The 20,485-nt window shown below is 40.4% G+C and carries 27 protein-coding genes; 24 read left to right on the top strand and 3 right to left on the bottom strand.

The annotated features are described in order from the left end of the window. Positions 1-30 precede the first annotated feature (30 nt). The 11 genes from MHH40_RS03680 (at position 31) to MHH40_RS03630 (ending at position 7,336) form a co-directional block, all read left to right on the top strand. Positions 31-546, top strand: coding sequence for a ribonuclease H-like YkuK family protein (locus tag MHH40_RS03680; protein WP_003212504.1), 516 nt, complete (start codon positions 31-33; stop codon positions 544-546). Positions 547-695: 149 nt separating this feature from the next. Beyond that, entirely contained in the window at positions 696-887 is a 192-nt protein-coding gene (gene abbA, locus MHH40_RS03675; protein WP_003210802.1) for an antirepressor AbbA, read from the top strand. Between the two features lie 146 nt (positions 888-1,033). Continuing rightward, entirely contained in the window at positions 1,034-1,477 is a 444-nt protein-coding gene (gene cbpB, locus MHH40_RS03670) for a cyclic-di-AMP-binding protein CbpB (RefSeq protein ID WP_003210874.1), read from the top strand. A 96-nt stretch (positions 1,478-1,573) separates the two neighbouring features. Further along, entirely contained in the window at positions 1,574-2,455 is an 882-nt protein-coding gene (locus tag MHH40_RS03665) for a LysR family transcriptional regulator (protein WP_003211236.1), read from the top strand. Between the two features lie 111 nt (positions 2,456-2,566). Next, positions 2,567-2,989, top strand: a complete 423-nt coding sequence (locus MHH40_RS03660; RefSeq protein ID WP_226805329.1) for a DUF4275 family protein — start codon at positions 2,567-2,569, stop codon at positions 2,987-2,989. 186 nt (positions 2,990-3,175) lie between these two features. After that, positions 3,176-3,652: a flavodoxin gene (locus MHH40_RS03655; protein ID WP_003212484.1), complete on the top strand. Its 477-nt coding sequence runs from the start codon at positions 3,176-3,178 to the stop codon at positions 3,650-3,652. Then, positions 3,642-4,535 (top strand): WD40/YVTN/BNR-like repeat-containing protein, encoded by an 894-nt coding sequence (locus MHH40_RS03650; RefSeq protein WP_095117790.1) that lies wholly within the window; start codon positions 3,642-3,644, stop codon positions 4,533-4,535. The genes MHH40_RS03655 and MHH40_RS03650 overlap by 11 nt, the downstream gene beginning before the upstream one ends. A gap of 16 nt (positions 4,536-4,551) precedes the next feature. Beyond that, positions 4,552-5,010 carry a flavodoxin gene (locus MHH40_RS03645; protein ID WP_003210879.1) on the top strand — a complete coding sequence of 153 codons (459 nt, stop codon included), beginning with the start codon at positions 4,552-4,554 and terminating at the stop codon, positions 5,008-5,010. Positions 5,011-5,119: 109 nt separating this feature from the next. After that, positions 5,120-5,830: a 2,3,4,5-tetrahydropyridine-2,6-dicarboxylate N-acetyltransferase gene (gene dapD / locus MHH40_RS03640; protein WP_003212204.1), complete on the top strand. Its 711-nt coding sequence runs from the start codon at positions 5,120-5,122 to the stop codon at positions 5,828-5,830. Positions 5,831-5,864: 34 nt separating this feature from the next. Further along, the gene (locus MHH40_RS03635; protein WP_253622657.1) at positions 5,865-7,043 is read left to right on the top strand and encodes an N-acetyldiaminopimelate deacetylase; all 1,179 of its coding nucleotides are present in this window, start codon (positions 5,865-5,867) and stop codon (positions 7,041-7,043) included. Between the two features lie 50 nt (positions 7,044-7,093). Continuing rightward, positions 7,094-7,336 carry a YkuS family protein gene (locus MHH40_RS03630; RefSeq protein WP_003211408.1) on the top strand — a complete coding sequence of 81 codons (243 nt, stop codon included), beginning with the start codon at positions 7,094-7,096 and terminating at the stop codon, positions 7,334-7,336. A 29-nt stretch (positions 7,337-7,365) separates the two neighbouring features. Here MHH40_RS03630 and MHH40_RS03625 read toward each other — a convergent pair whose 3' ends face one another. Further along, on the bottom strand, positions 7,366-8,172 hold the full coding sequence (locus MHH40_RS03625; protein WP_137054698.1) for a mechanosensitive ion channel family protein: 807 nt from the start codon (positions 8,170-8,172) through the stop codon (positions 7,366-7,368). 271 nt (positions 8,173-8,443) lie between these two features. Between MHH40_RS03625 and ahpA the strand changes: the two genes are divergently transcribed. The 3 genes from ahpA (at position 8,444) to rok (ending at position 10,579) form a co-directional block, all read left to right on the top strand. Next, complete coding sequence (ahpA, locus tag MHH40_RS03620; protein ID WP_003211758.1) at positions 8,444-8,986, top strand: biofilm-specific peroxidase AhpA; 543 nt, start codon at positions 8,444-8,446, stop codon at positions 8,984-8,986. A gap of 82 nt (positions 8,987-9,068) precedes the next feature. Next, positions 9,069-9,527, top strand: coding sequence for a TlpA family protein disulfide reductase (locus tag MHH40_RS03615; protein WP_003211884.1), 459 nt, complete (start codon positions 9,069-9,071; stop codon positions 9,525-9,527). A gap of 470 nt (positions 9,528-9,997) precedes the next feature. Next, positions 9,998-10,579 carry a transcriptional regulator Rok gene (rok, locus tag MHH40_RS03610; RefSeq protein ID WP_003210851.1) on the top strand — a complete coding sequence of 194 codons (582 nt, stop codon included), beginning with the start codon at positions 9,998-10,000 and terminating at the stop codon, positions 10,577-10,579. 52 nt (positions 10,580-10,631) lie between these two features. Here the strand turns inward: rok and MHH40_RS03605 are convergent, their stop codons facing one another. Then, on the bottom strand, positions 10,632-11,549 hold the full coding sequence (locus MHH40_RS03605; RefSeq protein ID WP_050945137.1) for a hypothetical protein: 918 nt from the start codon (positions 11,547-11,549) through the stop codon (positions 10,632-10,634). An 84-nt stretch (positions 11,550-11,633) separates the two neighbouring features. On the opposite strand from MHH40_RS03605, the gene MHH40_RS03600 reads away from it, so the two are divergent. Genes MHH40_RS03600 through moaD form a run of 6 tightly spaced genes read left to right on the top strand, consistent with a single transcriptional unit; the run spans position 11,634 to position 15,769 of the window. Next, positions 11,634-12,215 carry a molybdenum cofactor guanylyltransferase gene (locus MHH40_RS03600; protein WP_212045816.1) on the top strand — a complete coding sequence of 194 codons (582 nt, stop codon included), beginning with the start codon at positions 11,634-11,636 and terminating at the stop codon, positions 12,213-12,215. Positions 12,216-12,245: 30 nt separating this feature from the next. Then, entirely contained in the window at positions 12,246-13,262 is a 1,017-nt protein-coding gene (locus tag MHH40_RS03595; RefSeq protein WP_003211141.1) for a thiazole biosynthesis adenylyltransferase ThiF, read from the top strand. Between the two features lie 9 nt (positions 13,263-13,271). Next, positions 13,272-14,549 (top strand): molybdopterin molybdotransferase MoeA, encoded by a 1,278-nt coding sequence (locus MHH40_RS03590; RefSeq protein ID WP_253622654.1) that lies wholly within the window; start codon positions 13,272-13,274, stop codon positions 14,547-14,549. After that, the gene (gene mobB / locus MHH40_RS03585; RefSeq protein WP_003211651.1) at positions 14,531-15,055 is read left to right on the top strand and encodes a molybdopterin-guanine dinucleotide biosynthesis protein B; all 525 of its coding nucleotides are present in this window, start codon (positions 14,531-14,533) and stop codon (positions 15,053-15,055) included. The genes MHH40_RS03590 and mobB overlap by 19 nt, the downstream gene beginning before the upstream one ends. Next, a complete protein-coding gene (locus MHH40_RS03580) occupies positions 15,052-15,543 on the top strand; it encodes a molybdenum cofactor biosynthesis protein MoaE (RefSeq protein ID WP_340900637.1) in 492 nt (163 codons plus the stop codon). The genes mobB and MHH40_RS03580 overlap by 4 nt, the downstream gene beginning before the upstream one ends. Beyond that, positions 15,536-15,769, top strand: coding sequence for a molybdopterin converting factor subunit 1 (gene moaD, locus MHH40_RS03575; protein WP_044142043.1), 234 nt, complete (start codon positions 15,536-15,538; stop codon positions 15,767-15,769). The genes MHH40_RS03580 and moaD overlap by 8 nt, the downstream gene beginning before the upstream one ends. Positions 15,770-15,815: 46 nt before the next feature. On the opposite strand, the gene MHH40_RS03570 is transcribed toward moaD, so the two are convergent. Further along, a complete protein-coding gene (locus MHH40_RS03570; protein WP_003211488.1) occupies positions 15,816-16,193 on the bottom strand; it encodes a Rok-like winged helix domain-containing protein in 378 nt (125 codons plus the stop codon). 508 nt (positions 16,194-16,701) lie between these two features. Here MHH40_RS03570 and MHH40_RS03565 point away from each other — a divergent pair. From MHH40_RS03565 to MHH40_RS03550, 4 genes are read left to right on the top strand one after another with little or no spacing between them, the layout of a single operon-like run. Continuing rightward, on the top strand, positions 16,702-17,328 hold the full coding sequence (locus tag MHH40_RS03565; protein WP_003211611.1) for a YIP1 family protein: 627 nt from the start codon (positions 16,702-16,704) through the stop codon (positions 17,326-17,328). A 9-nt stretch (positions 17,329-17,337) separates the two neighbouring features. Then, positions 17,338-18,444, top strand: a complete 1,107-nt coding sequence (locus MHH40_RS03560; RefSeq protein ID WP_321999022.1) for an efflux RND transporter periplasmic adaptor subunit — start codon at positions 17,338-17,340, stop codon at positions 18,442-18,444. Next, a complete protein-coding gene (locus MHH40_RS03555; protein ID WP_003212013.1) occupies positions 18,441-19,142 on the top strand; it encodes an ABC transporter ATP-binding protein in 702 nt (233 codons plus the stop codon). Before MHH40_RS03560 ends, MHH40_RS03555 begins: the two co-directional genes overlap by 4 nt. After that, the gene (locus MHH40_RS03550; RefSeq protein ID WP_340900636.1) at positions 19,129-20,322 is read left to right on the top strand and encodes an ABC transporter permease; all 1,194 of its coding nucleotides are present in this window, start codon (positions 19,129-19,131) and stop codon (positions 20,320-20,322) included. The genes MHH40_RS03555 and MHH40_RS03550 overlap by 14 nt, the downstream gene beginning before the upstream one ends. Positions 20,323-20,485: the final 163 nt, after the last annotated feature.

Below are 20,485 nucleotides of genomic sequence, written 5' to 3'. Positions count from 1 at the left end.
TAAGAGACCATTAAAAAGGAGTTCCTTTCTGTGAGTGATTCTTTTTACTACAATCTTTCTGAAGATCATTTAGCGTTTTCTGATGTCGTCATGAGAATGAAAGACTTTATTCGAAAAGACCCTAGATCCGCCTATGTGTTATCAATTGGTACGGACTCTCAGGTCAATCAAAATGTCACAAGATTTATGACTGCAATTCATCTCCACCGGATTGGCAAAGGGGCTTGGGGCTGCCTCACGCAACAAGTGATCAGCAGACCTGTGCAAAGCCTTAGAGAAAAAATTTCATTAGAGACAGCGTTTAGCCAAAAGGTATGTGCAGACATCCTTGAGGGGCCTTTAACAGAACTGATGGATTTGCTTCTTCCGTTTGCTGAGGAAGGGGCAGACCTCCGTTTTGAAGCCCATCTGGATATTGGCAAAAAAGGAAGTACAAAAGATCTGATCCAGGAAATGACCGGAATGATCACAGCTATGGGAATTGAAGCTAAAATAAAACCCGACTCATACGCAGCATTTTGCTATGCCAATCGATACACAAAATAAATTCCGTCATTTTTCTCCAAACCTTGTCGAAACGTGCGGTTGACGATTCGATTCTAGTTCCTTATTCTAGCTGTATAGAGAGGAAGCAGACATTCAAAAGCCTGCTAATCAATATAAAAGCATATATGAAACAGGGGGCCTGATGTTGGATGAGCGTCATCGAAAATCGTTTTAATGAAGAAGAGAAAAAGCTATTATTAAACGTATTGCTGAATCAGGAATATGCTGTCGAATTACTAAGCAGTGAGATCAATGATATAGAATGTGGAACAAAAAATGTCGATGACAATACGTATAAGCAGTTGATCACATTGTATGACAGAGTAAGGTTTGAGAATTAATATTGATTGAACATTCTATTAGATACTCGGGAGCTGAGTATCTTTTTTATGCAGAAAAAATCTTTCGACAAATTTCGTTTTAGTTTATGCTTAATGGTAAAGGGGAATGTATGATTGATGATTGAGAGAAAAGGGGTCGAAGAAACATGATAGAGATAGAACCAACTCAATTGCTTGAGTCAACAGTAGCCGAGCATATGATTGATGCAGATAAAGTGGCACATGTTCAAATTGGAAATAACCTTGAGCATGCTCTATTGGTCCTTACAAAAACAGGATATACAGCCATCCCGGTACTAGATCCTTCTTATCACCTGCATGGGTTAATTGGAACGAATATGATCATGGATAAGATCTTTGGTTTAGAACGAATTGAATTCGAAAAGCTGGACCAACTGAAGGTAGAAGAGGTTATGCTTACTGATATCCCAAGGCTTAAAACGACGGATCCTGTGCTAAAAGGCGTTCACGCTGTAACGAATAATGGATTTGTTTGTGTCGTAAATGAGGAGCAAGTCTTTGAAGGAATATTTACACGACGTGTTGTATTAAAGCGCTTAAATGAAGTGATTCATGCCGCGAAAAAATGAGCTGAAACCCAGCTTATTTTTTTTGCCTTCATAAGCTATAATTTATATAATGACCATATGGAATAAGAAAAACTTATAGAGAGAAAGGGGACGCCCATGCAGCTTCAGGAGTTACATATGCTTGTTGTGCTAAGTGAAGAATTGAATATGAGAAAGGCTTCGGAGCGGCTCTTTGTCTCTCAGCCTGCTTTATCCCAAAGATTGCAGACGATTGAAAAAGAGTGGGGAACCAAAATCTTTTTTCGTTCTCAGAAAGGGCTCACCGTGACTTCGGCAGGTGAACAGATCATTCAATTTGCAAAAGAGGTGACGGTTGAGCAAGATCGAGTGAGAGAGAGAATCGATGAACTTGAAGGGGAAATTCACGGTACACTAAAGCTTGCGGTTGCATCCATTATTGGACAGCACTGGCTGCCGAAAGTGTTAAAGCGATATGTCGAAAAGTACCCAAATGCGAAGGTATCACTTGTGACCGGCTGGAGTAGTGAAATGCTCAAAAGCTTATACGAGGACCACGTGCACATTGGGATCATTCGCGGAAACCCTGATTGGAAGGGAACAAAGGAATATTTGATGACAGATCATTTATATTTAGTCGATTCCGTTATCAAAGACGTGGACGAGTTAATCGAGACAGAACGCCCGTTTATTCAATTTAAAAGCGACAGCACGTATTATCAGGAAATCCAGCACTGGTGGCATCAAAAATTCAAAGTGTCTCCAAAGCAGACGATTCTAGTGGACCAGATTGAGACGTGTAAACAAATGGCCTACCACGGCATCGGCTACGCCATTTTGCCTTCGGTCACCTTATACGACCACGAAAAAAGTGTTCATAAAACACCGCTTGTTGACGTGAATGGAGAGCAAATCGGACGTGACACATGGCTGCTAGGCTATGAAGCTTCTTTTCAATTAAAACAAGTGCAAGCATTTGTTGGTGTGGTCAAAGAAATGCTTGAAAGTGATGCGGTGTAAGTACCTTCTTGGAAGAGGAAGGTGCTTTTTTAGGTGAATGATCATTTACTTATTGCACGCATATCAAAGCAACAGATAGATGGAGCGAATCATAGAGGAGACTTCGATCTTATGAAAAACAATCAATTAATCAAAATGAACAAACCAGAATGGGGAGATCATTTGCGCGTGAGGTGGCGTGAACGTTTTGCTAGTCATCTTTCAATGAAAGAACAAAACGAGATATCAATAGATGATTTTTTATGGCATTTATGCAGTTTTGGAATGGTTACATGCCTTGAAAATGCTGAAGCGATAGACGCATTTCTTCAACAATCAAAGGATAAGTGTACTGTTTTTTATCAATTTGTTGACGAGGCGTATCTTTTCGAAAATGCCAGCTCTCTTTTAATCAATGATTTACCATATCAATCTAATCATATGGATTATAACGATATGTATGTGATGGATTGGAATGAAAAATGGACATTTGTGATGACGCATGAAACGGCTTATGGTCCATATTTTATTCAAATAGATGAAACGAACGAATGAGAAACCGATGATCTCTTCGATATGAAAAACCCGCCTTCCAATTGGAATGAGCGGGTTTTTCATTGGGTTATCGTATTGATTGGTCAAAGCTTTTTTATGAAATCATTTGACAATGAAAATCATTATCATTTAAAGTGTACATATAATAATTGAAAATGATTATCATTTAGATGGGGTGACCGATAGATGAAAGCACTAATTACATTTGCGAGTATGTCTGGTAATACAGAAGATATGGCAGCGATCATAAAGCAAACACTAGAAGGAATAGGGATCGATACAGAGATGTTGGAATTTGATGATACAAGCGCAGAGGATCTTTCTTCATACGATTATGTGTTCATCGGTTCTTATACATGGGGTGATGGTGATTTACCTTATGAAGCTGAGGACTTTTATGAAGAGGTCTCCACGCTTGAACTAAGTGACATCAAAGCAGCTGTGTTCGGGTCTGGAGATTACAGCTACCCGAAGTTTTGTGAGGCTGTCCATACATTTCATGACATGCTCAAATCAACCGGTGCATCTGTATTTCCTGAAACATTGAAAATGGAGCTTGCGCCTGATACCGATGAGGATGTGGCGTGCTGTCAGGAATTTGCGACAAGCTTTTTAACGTGGGCGGCGCTATCTGAGAAACGAGTTGAAAACCATGTTTCATAAAGGAGCGACAGCTGTTGCTGCATCTAAAAACGGTGGATACTTTGTCGCTGTAAAACGTGAAGGTATTTTTCACTACAGTGTGGAGAGCGGGTGGCAGCAACTGTTTAAGCTCAAGCATAAAATTCATGCCATCAGCTATATTGGACCTTATTTATTCGGTGTTGGTGAAAATGGCACAGTGATTAGATCAGGAGATGAAGGCCATACATGGGCGCTATCATCATTTCCAACAAATGCAGTCGTTTGGTCTATTACAGGACGCAAAGATGGGTTTGTGTGTGCACATGGAAAACATAGTATTTATGTGTCAAATGATTTCGGGATTTCCTGGGAAATTATGAAGCCATTTGCTCATGTGAACCACCCGCCTGTCATTCGTTCCTTATGTGCTGCAGGTGATCACCTTTATATTGGAACACAGATTCATGATGTTCACGGAGGAATATGGGTGTATGACTTGGAGAGTGAACAGGTTTTTCTCCTAAACAGAGAGGAGCACCGGATGACAGCTTCTATGCTGCTCTGTCAGGAGCATCTGCTTGTTTGCGCATTGGGATCAAAAAAAGGCAAAAAGGGATCTGTTCAAATTTTAGATTTACATACCAATATGCTGCATGATATTCAATCACAAGCCTTTGCTAGAGAGGAATCATTTTTGGATGTGTCAGAGGATAATGGCATTGTGTATGTGACGACTTCACAAGACGAACACGGGTTTTCTAAAGTGTATCAGCTTGATATTGAGCAAAAAGAGCTCAAATGGTTTGATACGATCAAAGGACACGGTTTTCGTGTAGCCAATCAAAATGAAAACTTTTTCTGTGCTGGTTTATATGAGAGCAAGTTTGTAAGACCATATGAGGAGCCGGCATTGATTCATTGATAAGGAGGAAGAAAAAGTGACAGAAAAGGTTTTACTCGTGTATGCCACGATGTCTGGGAATACAGAAGCGATGGCAGATCTAATTGAAAAAGGAATCACAGAAGCAGGAGCCGGCGTGGACCGTCATGAAGCGATGGATATTGATGCAGAGCTTCTCAATGATTACACGCACATTATGTTAGGTGCGTACACATGGGGAGATGGTGACCTTCCTGATGATTTTATTGATTTATATGAAGAAATGGAAGAGCTTGATTTAACGGGAAAAGCATTTGCTGTATTCGGTTCCGGGGATACATCTTATGAGCATTTTTGCGGAGCTGTTGACCTGATCGAAGAAAAAGTGAAGGAACTTGGCGGTGACATTGTCCTGCCATCCGTCAAGATCGAGCTAAATCCAGAAGGAGAAGAAGAAGAGAAATTGATTTCTTTTGGCAAACAATTTGTTCATCTTCACCAGCAGGAAGCGGGGTAATCAGTCCCGCTTGTTTTATTTTCCATTGAAGAGTCAACTCTTTCACTTGTCATTAAAACTCTCCTTTGGTACAGTAATGAAGTATAAATTAAGAGGAGGACATACATACATGAAACAAATGGACGCTAATGAAATTATTTCATTTATTCAAAATAGTACAAAATCAACACCTGTCAAAGTCTACATCAAAGGTGATTTAGAAGGTATTGAGTTTGGTGAACATGCAAAAACGTTCATCACAGGAAACACCGGAGTTGTTTTCGGTGAGTGGAGCGACATTCAAGAAGCGCTAGAAACGAACAAAGACAAAATTGAAGATGTTGTCGTGGAAAATGACCGCCGCAACTCTGCAATCCCGATGTTAGATTTAAAGAACATTAAAGCGCGTATTGAGCCAGGTGCGATCATTCGTGACCAAGTTGAAATCGGTGATAATGCAGTCATCATGATGGGGGCTTCTATTAATATCGGCTCTGTGATCGGCGAAGGTACGATGATTGACATGAACGTGGTGCTTGGCGGCCGTGCGACAGTAGGTAAGAACTGTCATATCGGTGCTGGATCTGTTCTTGCAGGTGTCATTGAGCCACCATCTGCTAAACCAGTTGTCGTAGAAGATGATGTTGTCATCGGTGCGAACGCTGTAGTTCTAGAAGGTGTAACAATTGGTAAAGGTGCAGTCGTAGCTGCTGGTGCGATCGTTGTGAACGATGTAGAGCCTTACACAGTTGTAGCAGGTACACCTGCAAAGAAAATCAAAGACATTGATGAAAAAACAAAAGGTAAAACAGAAATTAAACAAGAACTGCGTCAGCTTTAATTCATACAATTCGCAGCTGAAGACATAGACGTGGATGATATATCCACGTCTTATTCGTATAGAGGAAAGGAAGCGAGTTCACTTGTTAAATCGTGAGCAATTGATATCCATTCGAAGAGATTTACATCAAATCCCTGAGCTTGGTTTTAAGGAATTCAAAACACAAGCGTATCTCATCAAGCATCTTGGTGCTTATTCAAAAGATCGAGTTGAGATAGAAACATGGCGAACTGGACTTTTTGTCAAAGTAAAGGGAACAAATCCTGAGCGCGTATTTGCGTATCGTGCAGATATGGACGGTCTGTCAATTCCTGAGGACACAGGGTATCCATTTCAATCAGTACATGAAGGGAAGATGCATGCGTGTGGACATGACCTGCATATGACCATCGCGCTTGGGATCATTGATCATTTCGTTCATGAGCCAATCAAAGAAGATCTATTATTTATGTTCCAGCCGGCAGAAGAAGGTCCAGGCGGAGCTGAACCGATGCTTACAAGTGATGTGCTGAAAAAGTGGACGCCAGATTTTATTACAGCACTGCATATTGCACCTGAATATCCTGTCGGAACGATAGCCACAAAGCCAGGGCTGCTTTTTGCCAATACGAGTGAGCTTGTGATAGATCTTGAAGGAAAAGGCGGACACGCTGCTTACCCTCATTTAGCGAATGATATGGTTGTGGCAGCGAGCGCACTTGTAGGTCAGTTGCAATCGGTTATTTCTCGTAATGTCGATCCTCTTGATAGTGCGGTCATCACGATTGGCACGATTACCGGGGGAACGGCTCAAAATATCATTGCACAGCATGCAAAGCTTGATGGCACCATTCGTACACTTTCACCAGAATCTATGGAAAAAGTGAGAAAGCGAATTGAAGCACTAGCAAAAGGGATTGAAATTGGCTACGAATGCAAGGCAACCGTGCGATACCCTTCATCTTATTACGAAGTGGATAATTCAAAGGAACTGACAGAGGAATTTATGTCATATGTCGCCGGAGAAGGGCTTGCGAATGTGATTGAATGCAGAGAAGCCATGACAGGAGAAGATTTTGGCTACATGCTGAAAAAATACCCTGGATTCATGTTTTGGTTAGGGGTCGATTCAGAATATGGCCTGCATCATGCAAAACTTATGCCTGATGAAAAAGCGATAGAAACCGCAGTAAACGTTATGACGGCTTATTTCAAAAAGCAAGCAGGTGAATGAATAATCAAGCTACCTCCTGTACACCTTATGAACAGGAGGTGTTCTTGATTATGACAAGAATTGGTGTAGAACCATCTTTATCCGATGTAGAAGAACTACTGAAGCAAAAAGGGTATGACGTCGTACGTATTCAAAATGAACAGCAAATGGATCAGTGTGACTGCTATGTAGTCACAGGGCTAGATTCAAATGTTCTTGGCATTTCAGACACAACGACAAAGGCATCTGTGATTACCGCGTCTGGTATGACGGCTGATGAAATTTGTCAAGAAGTAGAACAGCGTGTTCAATAAAACAAACAAGAAAAAGAACCGGTAGATGATCATCCCGGTTCTTTTTGCTCTTTTTCTATATCGAGTACTTCTTTCATTTTTTTGCGCAAGATTCGTTCTACCCGCCATTGCTCCATTGTTTCAGTTTTTGCAATGATGCGCAGTACAAGGGAAGAGGATCCGAACGCCTCCACGCCGACAACTTGAGGGCCTTCGATAATTTGAGGAATGTCTTTTCGTACCTCATCACACGCAGCTTGAAGGGCTGTGATCATTTGATCCACATTCTCTTCTGGAGATAGCTCGATATCAACGAGTGCCTGCATAGTCCCTCTTGAATGATTGCTCACGTTCAATATGCTTCGATTTGGAATAAAATGAAGGGTGCCGTCAAAGCTTCGAAGCTGCGTGGTTCTAAGTCCAATTTGTTCTACGATCCCATCAAAGCCAGCAACTGTTATGTATTCTCCCACATCGAATTGTTTCTCTAATAATATAAAGAATCCTGTCACAATATCACTCACTAGTCCTTGAGCGCCAAAACCGATTGCAAGCCCCACAACGCCTGCGCCAGCTAGCAAAGCGGTCGGGTTATAATGAAATAAGTCGAGGATCATGACAACTAAAATAAAAATCAATATGTAGGCGAAAATATTTAGCGTGAGACTTTGCAGCGTCTGAGCTCTTGATAAAGAGACGTCATGCCTTTCAGAGAAAGTGGAATAGGCACGCTTAATCATCTTATTTCCGATGGCTCTGATGATAAAATAAATCACAAAAATAGCGATTAGTTTTAGCAAAATCATACTGCTATTGAGGATAATGGAAACCCAATCTATTTGTTCAAATGCTTTCATGATCTTCAAAACCTTTCTATGTATGCTCTAATAGAGAAGCTAATCATTTGTTCCCTTCTGCAAGACATGTTAAACTTTTGTTAAGTGAAGCAAGAGATTGTGACAAATCGTTAATTAAATTTATTATTAATTAATATTGACTAAAAACCGCTTAAGTATTATAATTGTAATTGTGAAGTTATTAACTAAATGAGAATTTCAACTTTTGATTCTCATTTTATATACAGCTTAGAAGTCTGTATAAAGATATTATTTTTGGAGGGATTTACATATGGCAGAGCGTTTTGTAGGAAAACAAGCTCCACGTTTTGAAATGGAAGCAGTACTTGCTAACAAGGAATTTGGTAAAGTAAGTTTAGAAGAAAACATGAAGAATGACAAATGGACAGTTCTTTTCTTCTATCCGATGGATTTCACATTTGTTTGCCCAACTGAAATTACAGCAATGAGCGATCGTTATGATGAGTTCGAAGATTTAGATGCTGAAATCATTGGTGTATCTACTGATACAATCCATACGCATCTTGCTTGGATCAACACAGACCGTAAAGACAATGGTCTAGGCGAATTGAAATATCCGCTAGCTGCTGACACAAACCACACAGTATCTAGAGAATACGGCGTTTTAATTGAAGAAGAAGGAATTGCACTTCGCGGTCTATTCATTATCAACCCTGAAGGCGAACTTCAATATCAAACAGTATTCCACAACAATATCGGTCGTGATGTAGATGAGACATTACGTGTTCTTCAAGCATTACAAACTGGTGGACTTTGCCCAGCGAACTGGAAGCCTGGTCAAAAAACACTTTAATTGATAGCTGAAGAAACAGGAGGGTCTAACTGATGTTAGACCTTTTTGTTTCGACACATACAATGGATGGAGGCGCTTCATAATGAAATTACGTCAACCAATGCCAGAACTAACTGGTGCAAAAGAATGGTTAAATGGAGAAGTAACAAAAGAAGATCTAATTGGTGACAAACCAACATTGATTCATTTCTGGTCAGTCAGCTGTCATCTTTGTAAAGAGGCAATGCCTCAAGTCAATCAATTCCGTGATGAATACAAGGATCAACTAAACGTGATAGCCGTTCATATGCCGCGATCAGAGGATGACCTAGATCTGGATAAGATCAAGGAAGTTGCGAAAGAGCATGAAATCACGCAGCCAATTTTTGTGGATAGTGATCATAAGTTAACAGAAGCCTTTGAAAATGAATATGTACCAGCATATTATGTATTTGATAAAACAGGTGCTCTGCGCCACTTCCAAGCTGGCGGAAGCGGAATGAAAATGCTTGAGAAACGTGTCAATCGAGTGCTTTCTGAGTCTGAAAAGGCTGCAGAATAGGCTTTCCCCCATAAATGGGGGTTTTTTCATGGACAAAAATAGGCGACCTATTGCACGGAATGGACTTCGCCTTCCTAAGAAAAGAGAAATTGGGGGAGTTTATTAAAAAATATTCCTGAAACAAAAAGATCTAAAGACCTATTTACATTTTTGTTTTGAAATGAAAATGTAAAGATTTTAACTTTTTACTATTCAGAACGTTTTTGCACAAAAGAAATTTCAGTTTGGTAAATAACGATGTAAATCAAGTAGTATAAGTGTTTATTCAAATTTTTTACAATATTTTAAGGTTTGTCAAAAGCCTTTAGTGGCAATGAAATGGATGCCGATTGTTCCTCTTTGGCAAAATTTTAGTTGAAAATACCTATCTGATAACAAACTGTAAAATGATAAAAAAATAGTTGATAAAATTAGTTTTCTAATCTAATATTTACTATAGAATATTTTTTATATGATGAGGGGGAAATCCATTGTTTAATGAGAGGGAAGCGTTACGATTACGATTGGAACAATTAAACGAAGCAGAAGTAAAGGTCATCCGTGAATATCAAATTGAGCGAGATACGATTTATGCAAAATTAAGAGAATTAGACCGTCATGGAACAGGTCTAGTGTCAGATACAAAAAAAGAAGTGCGTACAGAAAGAAAAACGGATTCACTGCCTGTATTAGCTGAACTGGCTGCACAAGAAATGAGAAGCTACCAGCCGCCTGCACAATCACAATCAAATGCTGTATCAACTTTAGGAACAGGACAGCTAAACGGTGCTCCTGTAGGTATTCCTGAAGGATCTACAAGACGCAGAAGAGGCACAGCTCGCCCTGGTTCAAAGGCAGCTAAGCTTCGTGAAGCTGCGATTAAAACGTTAAAGCGTCATAATGCAGCGATTAAAAGCTCTGAACTTCAAAAAGAAATTGAAAAAGAGAGCGGTCTTGAAATTCCAAATATGACAACGTTTATGCAAAGCTTAATTAAAATGTATCCTGAAGTGAAAAAGCCATATCGCGGACAGTATATTTTAGAAGGCGATATTCAAACAGAAGACGAATAAATAAAAAAGAAACTGCTGACGAAAAAAGCCAGCAGTTTTTTTATTGCGAGAATTACTTTTTTTGATCAACAGTATAGACAATTTTTCGTTCCTTTGACAGGTGATCACGCTGCTTTTTGAAGCCTTCAATCTTTACTGTCATGACATCTCCATTTTGCTGCACCGCATCGACTTGTGCTTGTAGCGTTTGAACTTGTTCATTCAACTTTTTCAAGATGGGTTCGATTTCTTCCGTTGTTTGCAGGAGGCTGTCTCGAGAGAATGGCTGTGAATTTGTTTGAGCTGACTGGTCAATATCAGCAAAATGAGATGCGATCCATTCCTCACTTTCGGCTAACTGCTTTTGATAGCTTGTGAGCGTTTCATAAAAAATCGCTTCCTTTGCTTTTTCAATTTGCAGTAATTTCTCTTGTGTTTCATAAAAACGCTCCTGCAGGTGTTTTACGCCTTCCTGTAATAGATTGAGCTCTGCGTTTTTATCACCTAATGTTTGCTGCAGTTTCTCAATCACAGCGGATAAAGTATTTCCTTTTTTCTCCTCTTTTGCAAGCCGTTTATCTTGATCTTGCACCCGTTCATTTAATTGTTGAGAGATTTCTTTATATTTGATGACTTTTAAATGCAGCCGGTGTTTTTCTTCCGTTTCTTTCCTTCTATGAAAGGTTTCTTTTTGGAGCATTTCATGAAGAAGGACTATTTTATGTAATAATTCAGATTTGCTGTAGGAAAGATCCTGTATTTTTGAGGCTGCATGATCTTGATCAATGGTCATTTCATCCAATTGTTGCTTTAATTGCGTGTAATCCTTTTTCATCTCGTGATATTCTTGAGTTAACTTCTTGTTTTTAGAATACGTATATGAGGACTGTAAATCAGAGATCATTTGTTGATATTTGGCTGTTTCCGCTTTTAAGTATAAATTCTCTTGAGATAGGTCATGGAATAGGGGAGAAGCATGGCGCCTGTTCATCGATAGACCCTCCTTATTCATGTTACCAATAAAGTATGCGAGATGAGAGTGATTAGAACAACCATATCAAAGGAGGGTGAGTGGATGGACGTAGTCAATGTCATTTTAGCTGGAGGAGCATCCAGACGTTTTGGAGAGCCAAAGGCAAGTTATATGTATCAAGGAAAACCACTATATGAGCATGTGAAAAAGCAGCTTTTGAAAGGACAGATGGTCATCATCAGCCATCCATCACTTCTGACCTTTTTTAAAGAAAGAGGTGAACGAGATGTGTGGTTGGATGATGAACAGGTGCTCGGATGCGGGCCGCTTGCCGGCATGTATACAGCGATGCAAAAGCAAGAAGCAGCATGGTATTTAGTGACGGCATGTGACATGCCTTTCGTGCGGAGAGAGACCGCCGAAGCATTATCGTCCTATTGTGGCGAGCACGTAGATGCAATCATCCCGCTTGTTCAGGGCAGATTACAGCCTTTATTTGCACTTTATCACCGCCGCTGTCTGCCGTCCATTGATGCGTGTTTAAAAGAGAATCAATTAGCCATCAAAGAGTTACTTCAAAGGCTTAAGGTGCGTATCGTCTCAGAAGAGGAACTGAACGTAACACCAAATGAATTCCGAAATATCAATAAAAGAAGCGATTTACCTGAAAACGGTATGATATGATACATAAAAAATGGTGAGGAGAGAACAGCATTGAATGATCGATATTCAAGACAAATCTTGTTCCCTCCGGTTGGGGAAAAGGGTCAGCGTGCGCTTGCTGACAGTCATGTTCTAATTGTTGGAGCGGGTGCACTTGGAACGGCCTCTGCGGAAGGGCTTGTCCGGTCTGGGATCGGCACGTTGACGATTGTTGATCGTGATTATGTAGAATTTTCAAATTTACAGCGGCAGCAGCTGTATACAGAACATGACGCAAAGGCACATGTGCCAAAAGCAGCTGCGGCAAAAAAACGTCTCCTAGAGATCAATCATGAAGTGACCATACACGCCCTGATTGAAGATGCAGGGGTTGAGCTGTTAAGACCGTTATTTCACAGCGCAAATATTGTCATTGATGCGACGGATAATTTTGAGACGAGAATGGTCATGAATGATTTATCGCAGGAAACGAAGACGCCGTGGATATATGGTGCTTGTGTGAGCAGCCAGGGGATGTATATGACCATTTTGCCAGATAAAACGCCGTGTTTATCGTGTGTCTTTACAGAACTGCCTGTTGGCGGTTTGACGTGTGATACAGCGGGGATTATTTCTCCAGCAGTTCAGATGGTTTCTGCTTATCAGCAAACAGAGGCGCTAAAGTATTTAACAGGACATGAAGATCAAATCGAACGGAAATTTGTCACATTTGATCTTTGGCAGGCGACATCGTTTAAAATGGATTTGTCTCTTACTAAGCAGAAGGACTGTCCATCTTGCGGCAAAGATAGAACCTATCCTTATTTACACGATCAGCGTAAAAAAACGACGATTCTTTGTGGGCGGGATACAGTCCAAGTTGTATCTAAGGATCTAGCTAATCTATCATTTCAGCATGTGAAAGAGCGGCTGTCATCCATTTGTGAGGTAGAAGTGAATGACTTCTTAATCCATGTCCGCTATGAATCTTATCGTATCGTCTTTTTCAAAGGTGGACGTGCATTAATCCATGGGACAAATGATGAAAAAGCAGCCAATTCATTACTAGCAAAACTGCTAGGGATATAGGAGTGAAGTGTGATGGAAAGACGTCAGCCAATTCCAGTACAAGAAGCCATTCAAAAAGTCCATCAATATGAAAAGCATGGAGAAGCAGAATGGGTGCCTTTAAGAAATAGCCTTGAAAGGTTCATTGCAGAAGATATTTTGGCAGATCATGATGTGCCTGCATTTGATCGGTCCCCGTATGATGGTTTTGCACTTCGGGCAGAAGATACAAAAGAAGCGTCAAGCGAGCATCCGGTTGAATTTGAGGTCATTGATCATATTGGGGCAGGAGTGGTCTCAGCAAAAACCATCGGTCCCTTTCAAGCCATTCGTATCATGACAGGAGCAAAAATCCCGAATGGAGCAAATGTCGTCATCATGCTTGAGCTGACTAAAACCTTTGAAAAAGATGGGAAATCATACATGTCACTTAAAAGACCGCTGAAAAAAGGGGACAATATTTCTCGTCAAGGAGAAGAGGTACTTGAAGGGAATGTGATGCTCAAAAAAGGAACCAAAGTAACTCCGGGCGTTACGGCCTTATTGGCGACATTCGGATATGCGGTAGTTCCAGTTGTCAAAAAGCCAGTGATCGGCATCATCTCAACAGGTACAGAGCTTCTTCAAGTGAGTGATGCGATGGTGGACGGGAAGATTAGAAACAGTAACCTTAGCATGGTTTATGCCCAGATCCTTAAGGCTGGGGGAGAGCCGCTTGATTTAGGCGGTGTGTCCGATGATTTTGACAAAAGCTATCATGCAGTCAAAGCAGCCTTAAGCAAGGTAGACTTCTTAATTACAACAGGCGGAGTTTCAGTAGGTGATTTTGACTTTCTCCCCGCAATTTATGAAAAGCTGGGAGCTCAGGTGCTATTTAATAAAGTGGCCATGAGACCCGGCAGTGTAACGACGGTTGCTGCAATGCCAAATGGTCAACTGCTGTTTGGCCTGTCAGGAAATCCTGCTGCCTGTTTTGTTGGCTTTGAATTATTTGTGAAACCGATGGTCTATAAATGGTCTTTCAAGAAACAGCCGTTACCCGATTTTGCTGAGGCGAAGCTGACACACGATTTCCCAAAAGCCAATCCGTTTACTCGATTTGTCAGAGCGGCACTTGAGTTCACGGGCAGTCAGCTCAGTGTGACCCCAACAGGTCTCGATAAATCAAGTGCCGTGACCTCAATAGCAGAGGCGAACTGTTTCATCGTGCTGCCAGGTGGAACAAGAGGTTTTAAGGCTGGTGATCAGGTGCATGTTCTGCTGTTTCAGCACGAAGGCGAGGGTTCCCCATGCTGGATGACACATTAAGTATATTACAGGTGGTCGGTTATCAAAACAGCGGAAAGACGTCGTTGATTGAAAAGCTCTGTCAGCTGGCTGTACTTGATGAGCTGAAGCTAGGCTGTTTTAAACACCATGGACATGGCGGTAAACCAGATCGTCTTTTGAAAGAAAAAGACACCGATCGATATGTCGGGGCAGGTGCATTTGCCGCTGGCGTAGAAGGAGAGGGTGAATTTCACTTTTCAATGCAGCACATCACGTTAAAGCAATTGCTCAACATGTGTCAGTATCTTCCATTAGACGCGGTCTTGATAGAAGGGTATAAACAGGCACCATACCGCAAAATCGTTTGTGTGAAGAATGAAGAGGAGCTCATTGATCTTTCAACACTTTCCAATATACAAGCAGCTATTTATTTTTCTCAAGAGTTTCAGTTAGCCAAAAATTACTCTTTTCCAGTGTTTTCAGCCTTTGAAAAGGATGCGAATACATTTTGTTATAACTTATTGAAAGGAGGCGGCTCTATTTGAGTGAACTTTTTAAAATAACAAAAGTGCCGATTGATGTGAATGAATTGATTCAGCATGTGACAAAGCGGAAGGCAGGGGCCATTACGACGTTTATCGGGACGGTCAGAGAGTGGACAAACGGTAAGAAAACGCTGCGCTTAACTTACGAAGCTTACATACCAATGGCTGAAAGCATGCTAAGTCAAATTGGACAAGAAATCAAAAATCGGTGGCCTGATACTGAAGCTGCCATTGTGCACAGGGTCGGGACACTTGATATAACGGATATTGCTGTTGCGATAGCCGTTTCATCTCCTCATAGGAAGGCTGCATACGAAGCGAATGAATATGCCATTGAGCGAATTAAGGAAATCGTTCCGATTTGGAAAAAAGAATATTGGGAAGACGGGGAAGCCTGGATAGGTGATCAGCTTGAAACAGTTTCATATCCAGAGGGGAAACCTAGCGAGCTTCAACTTGCAAAGAAAGAAGGTGATCAGCTTGATTAGTGTATTATTGTTCGCCGGCCTTGCTGAGAAGGCCGGTAAACAACAAATCATCATTCAAAAAGATCAAACAACTGTTGATGAGATTAAATTAGAATTACAGGAGGTATATGGTGTTGATGCTGCACAAAATGTGATGGTTGCAGTCAACGAACGATATACGAGGGGAAACGCTGAAGTGCGTAGCGGGGACACTGTTGCATTCATTCCTCCTGTAAGCGGTGGATAATAGATATTAGAGGATTTGGTTATGGCCAGCGGCTGTAACCAATTTTTTATGTGTGAAAAGATTGTAGAGGTATTTGGGTGTGATCTTCGTAAATAAAACATCCCCTTCGTGCTTTAGAAATGTGAGGATCGAGCTGCTGAATCAGATCATACAATTCACTAATTCGTCTCACGTTGAAATCTGTCTGGGCTTGAAGCTGTTCTTTTAATTCTTTTGTGCTCACAATGCTTCCCTTTTTCTCTTTAATAATATCTACACATCTAGCAGCGTAGTATATTTTGTCATTAGAGGGTCTGCTTTCTTTCATATCAAGTAATTTGAGCTCATGATAAATCAGTTCTCTTTCCTTTCGAAAGTATTGCCATGCTTCTTGTTCCTTTTCATAAAGTAAAATCAATTGCGTTTTCAATTTTTCTCTTAACATTCACTTGACTCCATTTCCACTATCATTTAACCTACCTCTATTTTACATTATATGAAAAAATAACTTTTGATCAAGTAAAATCATGATATTTTTAATTTTTTAATATGAAAGTATTGTTACTAAAGGCTCATTTGTTCTATAAAAGAAACCAATCATAGTCCTATAAAGCCGGGATTTGTTGAAATTACTAGGAATATTTTAACAAAAAATTGTTGTGTCTCACAAAAACCAACCGAATTCAAAGGAAAAGGATATTTATTCCGAAAGACATGGGTTTTTTTGATAAAATGTTTTTAGGTCAGAAAAACCTTTATTTCTTGATATGAATATGATCTAGTCATGGTGTCATTTGGAGGATTTCATTCATGATAATAGATAATTTTTCCCTCAATGAAAATAAGAAAATCAAATCATCCATCACTTATTGGCAATCTTTTGATAAAATAGAAAGAATAAGAGAGAGCATGTGCGTTTGCATACTTGCATGACATAGAGAGGATGACATTTGATGAAAGAAAATATGCAAAAGCCTACGATCATTGGAGTGAGCACAAGGCCTTCGGAGCACCTGAAAAGAGTCTGGGAAAATCCGGTGGTTTGGTGGCCTTTATCCTGCGTACTTTTTTTAACAGTGATTGTGACTTATTTGTCAGAGCTGGTGAATGAAGGAATGTGGGCAGATTTAAGCTTGCCGGTATCGGTCGTTTATGTGGTGACGCTAATTGGTCTACTTCTCGGGCTTGTGGTTAATGCTGCAATATATAAGTTCATCGTTTTTTTAGCAAAGGGTGATGCATCGTTTCAGCAGCTGTTTTCAGCGGTCCTGTTTATTACACCAGTTACGATCGTTGGTACGATTATTTCTCATCTGTCCATCATTCTGTTCCATGTGCCAAAAAACATCACAATCACCTCATTAAATGCACTCATTCAAACGTCTGGTCCATGGCATGCTGTGCTTGCCAATATTGATCTATTTGTGATCTGGAACCTTGTTTTAACAGGCTTTTTATTGATGAAAGTAGGCCATATATCGCCAAGAATCGCTTGGACCATTATAGGAGTCTTTTATCTCTTATCTATCATTTTTCAATATGTAGGAACTGCAATCACCATATCAGTAAGCTGGGGGTAGAATGTCTTTATGAGAAAGAAAATCATCATCGGATCCATTTTTATTATTGTTATCGGTCTATTTATTGGCTTTAACATTGCGAAAAATCAATCAAAGCCTGCTTCGACAGCAGCTATTAAAACAGTAAAACCTACGCAAAAAGAAATCACCACTACGGTCATGACGCCAGGGACACTTTCATTCTCTGAAGAGCAGTTCATTTATGCAGAAGAGGAAAAGGGACATTTGAAGAGGATTTCTGTGAAAGAAGGAGAAAAGGTAAAGCCTGGAACGCCGCTTCTTACATATGAAAATAGGGAGCTGGAGCTTGAAGAAGAGCAGCAAGCTCTTGCGGCTGAATCCAGTACGTTAAAACGCGAACAATTACAAAATAGATTGAGCGAATTAGATAAAAAACAAGGAGGCGACTCCGCTGCCAATCCTAAAACCGAGCGAGACCAGCTTGAACTAGAGCTGAAAGCGGCTGAATTAGAACAAAAACAAGCAGAGATCAGCCAAGAAAAAGTAAAAGCACAAATAGAAGATTTAATCGTACATAGTAAAATTGCCGGTACAGTCATTTCCATTGAGCAAGAAGAAGGGGCAGGAAAGCCAGAAGAGAGACAGGCGATCATTCATATTGGCAATGAGAAAAAAATGATTGTAAGAGGATTGATTTCTGAATATGACGCCATAAAAGTGAAAAAGAAACAAAAAGTAAAGATAACGTCTGATGTCATTCGCGGAAAGAGCTGGCAAGGGGTCGTGAAAAAAGTGGGGGTTGTACCTGCTCAGGCAGCATCCGAAACAACTGCAGGTGATCAAACGGTGCAATATCCAGTTGAAATCGAAATAAAAGGAAAAAAACCTGAAGCAAAACCTGGTTTTAAAATGATCATGGAAATTGAAACAGATAAGCGTCAAGCCCTAACGATTCCTGAATCAGCTGTAAAAAAAGAGGATGATGGACAATACGTTTATGTTGTCAAAAAGAATGTACTTAAAAAAGTAAAAGTAGAGCTAGGGGAAACGTCAGGTCATGATCTTGAAGTGACAAAAGGTGTCATAGCAGAGGATCAAATCATTTCTCATCCATCAGATGACATGTATGACGGAATGGAAGTGAATGCTGAATGATTCAGCTTTCAAACGTGACAAAAAGCTATGAGGTTGCCGAGGAATCATTTGATGTATTAAGTGAGGTCGATCTTGTCATCGAAAAAGGCGAGTATATGTCCATTATGGGCCCGTCCGGCTCTGGAAAATCGACGTTAATGAATATCATTGGCTGTTTAGACCGGCCAACTACAGGACAATATCATTTTCAAGGAAGAGAGCTGTCAGCAGCAAAGGATCAAGACCTCGCAGTGATTCGAAATCAATTCATTGGATTTGTCTTTCAGCAATTTCATCTGCTGCCGAGGTTAAATGCGAGGCGTAATGTTGAGCTTCCGATGATTTACGCTGGTATCAGTCAAAAGGAAAGAAAAGAACGTGCAGAGATGGCACTTGAAAAGGTTGGTTTGGCAGACCGAATGAAACATATGCCAAGTGAGTTGTCGGGAGGGCAAAAGCAAAGAGTGGCAATAGCCCGTGCAATTGTCAATAAGCCGCAGCTTATCTTAGCAGATGAACCGACAGGCGCTCTTGACTCAAAAACAAGCTTCTCAATCATGGAACAGTTTACTAAGCTGAATGAGGAAGGGACAACGATTGTACTTGTCACCCATGAAGAAGAAATAGCTGCGTATACAAATCGGACGGTCGTTGTAAGAGATGGACGACTCGTTGAAGATAGATTGACACAAGGGGACGCTATGAATGAAACTCTTTGAAAATATCAAAATAGCGATGAATTCTGTTTTAGCTCATAAATTACGTTCTATTTTAACGATGCTTGGGATTATTATTGGTGTTGGATCAGTCATTGCGGTCGTGGCTATCGGTCAAGGCGGCGAGCAAATGCTAAAAGGGTCGATTTCAGGTCCAAACAATACCGTTGATATGACATATACGCCTTCTGACGAAGAGTTAAATGCAAATCCCAACGCTTTATTCGACGCCACATTTACTGAGGAAGACATAAAAAGCATTAAGACAATCAATGGGGTGAATCAGGTTGCCTCTTCGACTGCGCAAGGAATGCAGCTGAGATTTCAAGATACGACAGTGGATGCGACAGTTAACGGTATAAATGAAGGGTATACAAATGTACATTCATTACAAATAGCAGAAGGGCAGAATTTAAGAGATATTGACTTTAGAAGCGGCAGAAGAGCCGCCCTCATCTCTGAAGGCTTACAAAAAGAATTATTTAATGGACAGAAGGCATTGGGCGAAATGATTTGGATGAACGGACAGCCGGTTGAAGTCATCGGTGTTTTAGCCAAACAAAAAGGAATGCTCTCATTCGATATGAATGAAATATATGTCCCATTTGCAATGCTCACCTCCACATTTGGGATCAATGAATACGATAAGTTGTCAATTCAAGTCGCACATGCTGATCAAATGAAGGAAGTAGGAAAGAATGCGACTGCATTATTAAATGAGAATCATCATACAGAAGATGCTTATGAAATGATCAACATGGAAGAAATTGCAGAGGGCATCGGTCAAATCACGTCTGTTATGACAACAATCATTGGGTCAATAGCTGGAATTTCTTTACTTGTCGGCGGTATCGGTGTGATGAATATCATGCTTGTTTCTGTGACAGAGAGGACAAGGGAAATCGGTATTCGAAAAGCGATTGGAGCAACGAGGGCTCAAATACTCGTTCAATTTTTAATTGAGTCTGTCGTCTTAACCTTGATCGGCGGGTTGATGGGGATTGCACTAGGTATAGGCGGTGCCTCGTTAGTATCACTCATTGCCGGCTGGCCGTCCTTAGTATCTTGGCAAATCATTTGTGTAGGTGTGCTGTTTAGTATGCTTATTGGGATTGTTTTTGGGTTAATTCCTGCGAATAAAGCAGCAAGACTAGATCCGATTGATTCTCTTAGATATGAATAATTCTGAGAAGAACAAAGACATACAAACAGTGTGAATTCCGCTGTAATCAAACATCAAAAGCTTTTATGCACATCGCATAAAAGCTTTTTTTAGTTCTATTGAATGAAATGAAAAATGATAGAAATGCTAAGATCATGACTTTCATCTTAATGTCACATATTTT

Origin of the sequence: Bacillus sp. FSL K6-2431 (genome assembly GCF_038005165.1) — a bacterium.
Taxonomy (GTDB): domain Bacteria; phylum Bacillota; class Bacilli; order Bacillales; family Bacillaceae; genus Bacillus; species Bacillus pumilus.
This window is presented reverse-complemented; position numbering and strand designations above follow the sequence as displayed.

Coding starts and splice junctions, on each gene's coding strand:
- MHH40_RS03550 (WP_340900636.1), top strand. CDS start 19,129: ATGAAACTCTTTGAAAATATCAAAATAGCGATGAATTCTGTTTTAGCT.
- ahpA (WP_003211758.1), top strand. CDS start 8,444: ATGGCAGAGCGTTTTGTAGGAAAACAAGCTCCACGTTTTGAAATGGAA.
- MHH40_RS03630 (WP_003211408.1), top strand. CDS start 7,094: ATGACAAGAATTGGTGTAGAACCATCTTTATCCGATGTAGAAGAACTA.
- MHH40_RS03660 (WP_226805329.1), top strand. CDS start 2,567: ATGAAAAACAATCAATTAATCAAAATGAACAAACCAGAATGGGGAGAT.
- abbA (WP_003210802.1), top strand. CDS start 696: ATGAGCGTCATCGAAAATCGTTTTAATGAAGAAGAGAAAAAGCTATTA.
- MHH40_RS03570 (WP_003211488.1), bottom strand. CDS start 16,193: ATGTTAAGAGAAAAATTGAAAACGCAATTGATTTTACTTTATGAAAAG.
- MHH40_RS03655 (WP_003212484.1), top strand. CDS start 3,176: ATGAAAGCACTAATTACATTTGCGAGTATGTCTGGTAATACAGAAGAT.
- MHH40_RS03625 (WP_137054698.1), bottom strand. CDS start 8,172: ATGAAAGCATTTGAACAAATAGATTGGGTTTCCATTATCCTCAATAGC.
- MHH40_RS03650 (WP_095117790.1), top strand. CDS start 3,642: ATGTTTCATAAAGGAGCGACAGCTGTTGCTGCATCTAAAAACGGTGGA.
- cbpB (WP_003210874.1), top strand. CDS start 1,034: ATGATAGAGATAGAACCAACTCAATTGCTTGAGTCAACAGTAGCCGAG.
- dapD (WP_003212204.1), top strand. CDS start 5,120: ATGAAACAAATGGACGCTAATGAAATTATTTCATTTATTCAAAATAGT.
- MHH40_RS03600 (WP_212045816.1), top strand. CDS start 11,634: ATGGACGTAGTCAATGTCATTTTAGCTGGAGGAGCATCCAGACGTTTT.
- MHH40_RS03605 (WP_050945137.1), bottom strand. CDS start 11,549: ATGAACAGGCGCCATGCTTCTCCCCTATTCCATGACCTATCTCAAGAG.
- MHH40_RS03560 (WP_321999022.1), top strand. CDS start 17,338: ATGAGAAAGAAAATCATCATCGGATCCATTTTTATTATTGTTATCGGT.
- MHH40_RS03565 (WP_003211611.1), top strand. CDS start 16,702: ATGAAAGAAAATATGCAAAAGCCTACGATCATTGGAGTGAGCACAAGG.
- MHH40_RS03635 (WP_253622657.1), top strand. CDS start 5,865: ATGATATATCCACGTCTTATTCGTATAGAGGAAAGGAAGCGAGTTCAC.
- MHH40_RS03665 (WP_003211236.1), top strand. CDS start 1,574: ATGCAGCTTCAGGAGTTACATATGCTTGTTGTGCTAAGTGAAGAATTG.
- mobB (WP_003211651.1), top strand. CDS start 14,531: ATGCTGGATGACACATTAAGTATATTACAGGTGGTCGGTTATCAAAAC.
- MHH40_RS03555 (WP_003212013.1), top strand. CDS start 18,441: ATGATTCAGCTTTCAAACGTGACAAAAAGCTATGAGGTTGCCGAGGAA.
- MHH40_RS03615 (WP_003211884.1), top strand. CDS start 9,069: ATGAAATTACGTCAACCAATGCCAGAACTAACTGGTGCAAAAGAATGG.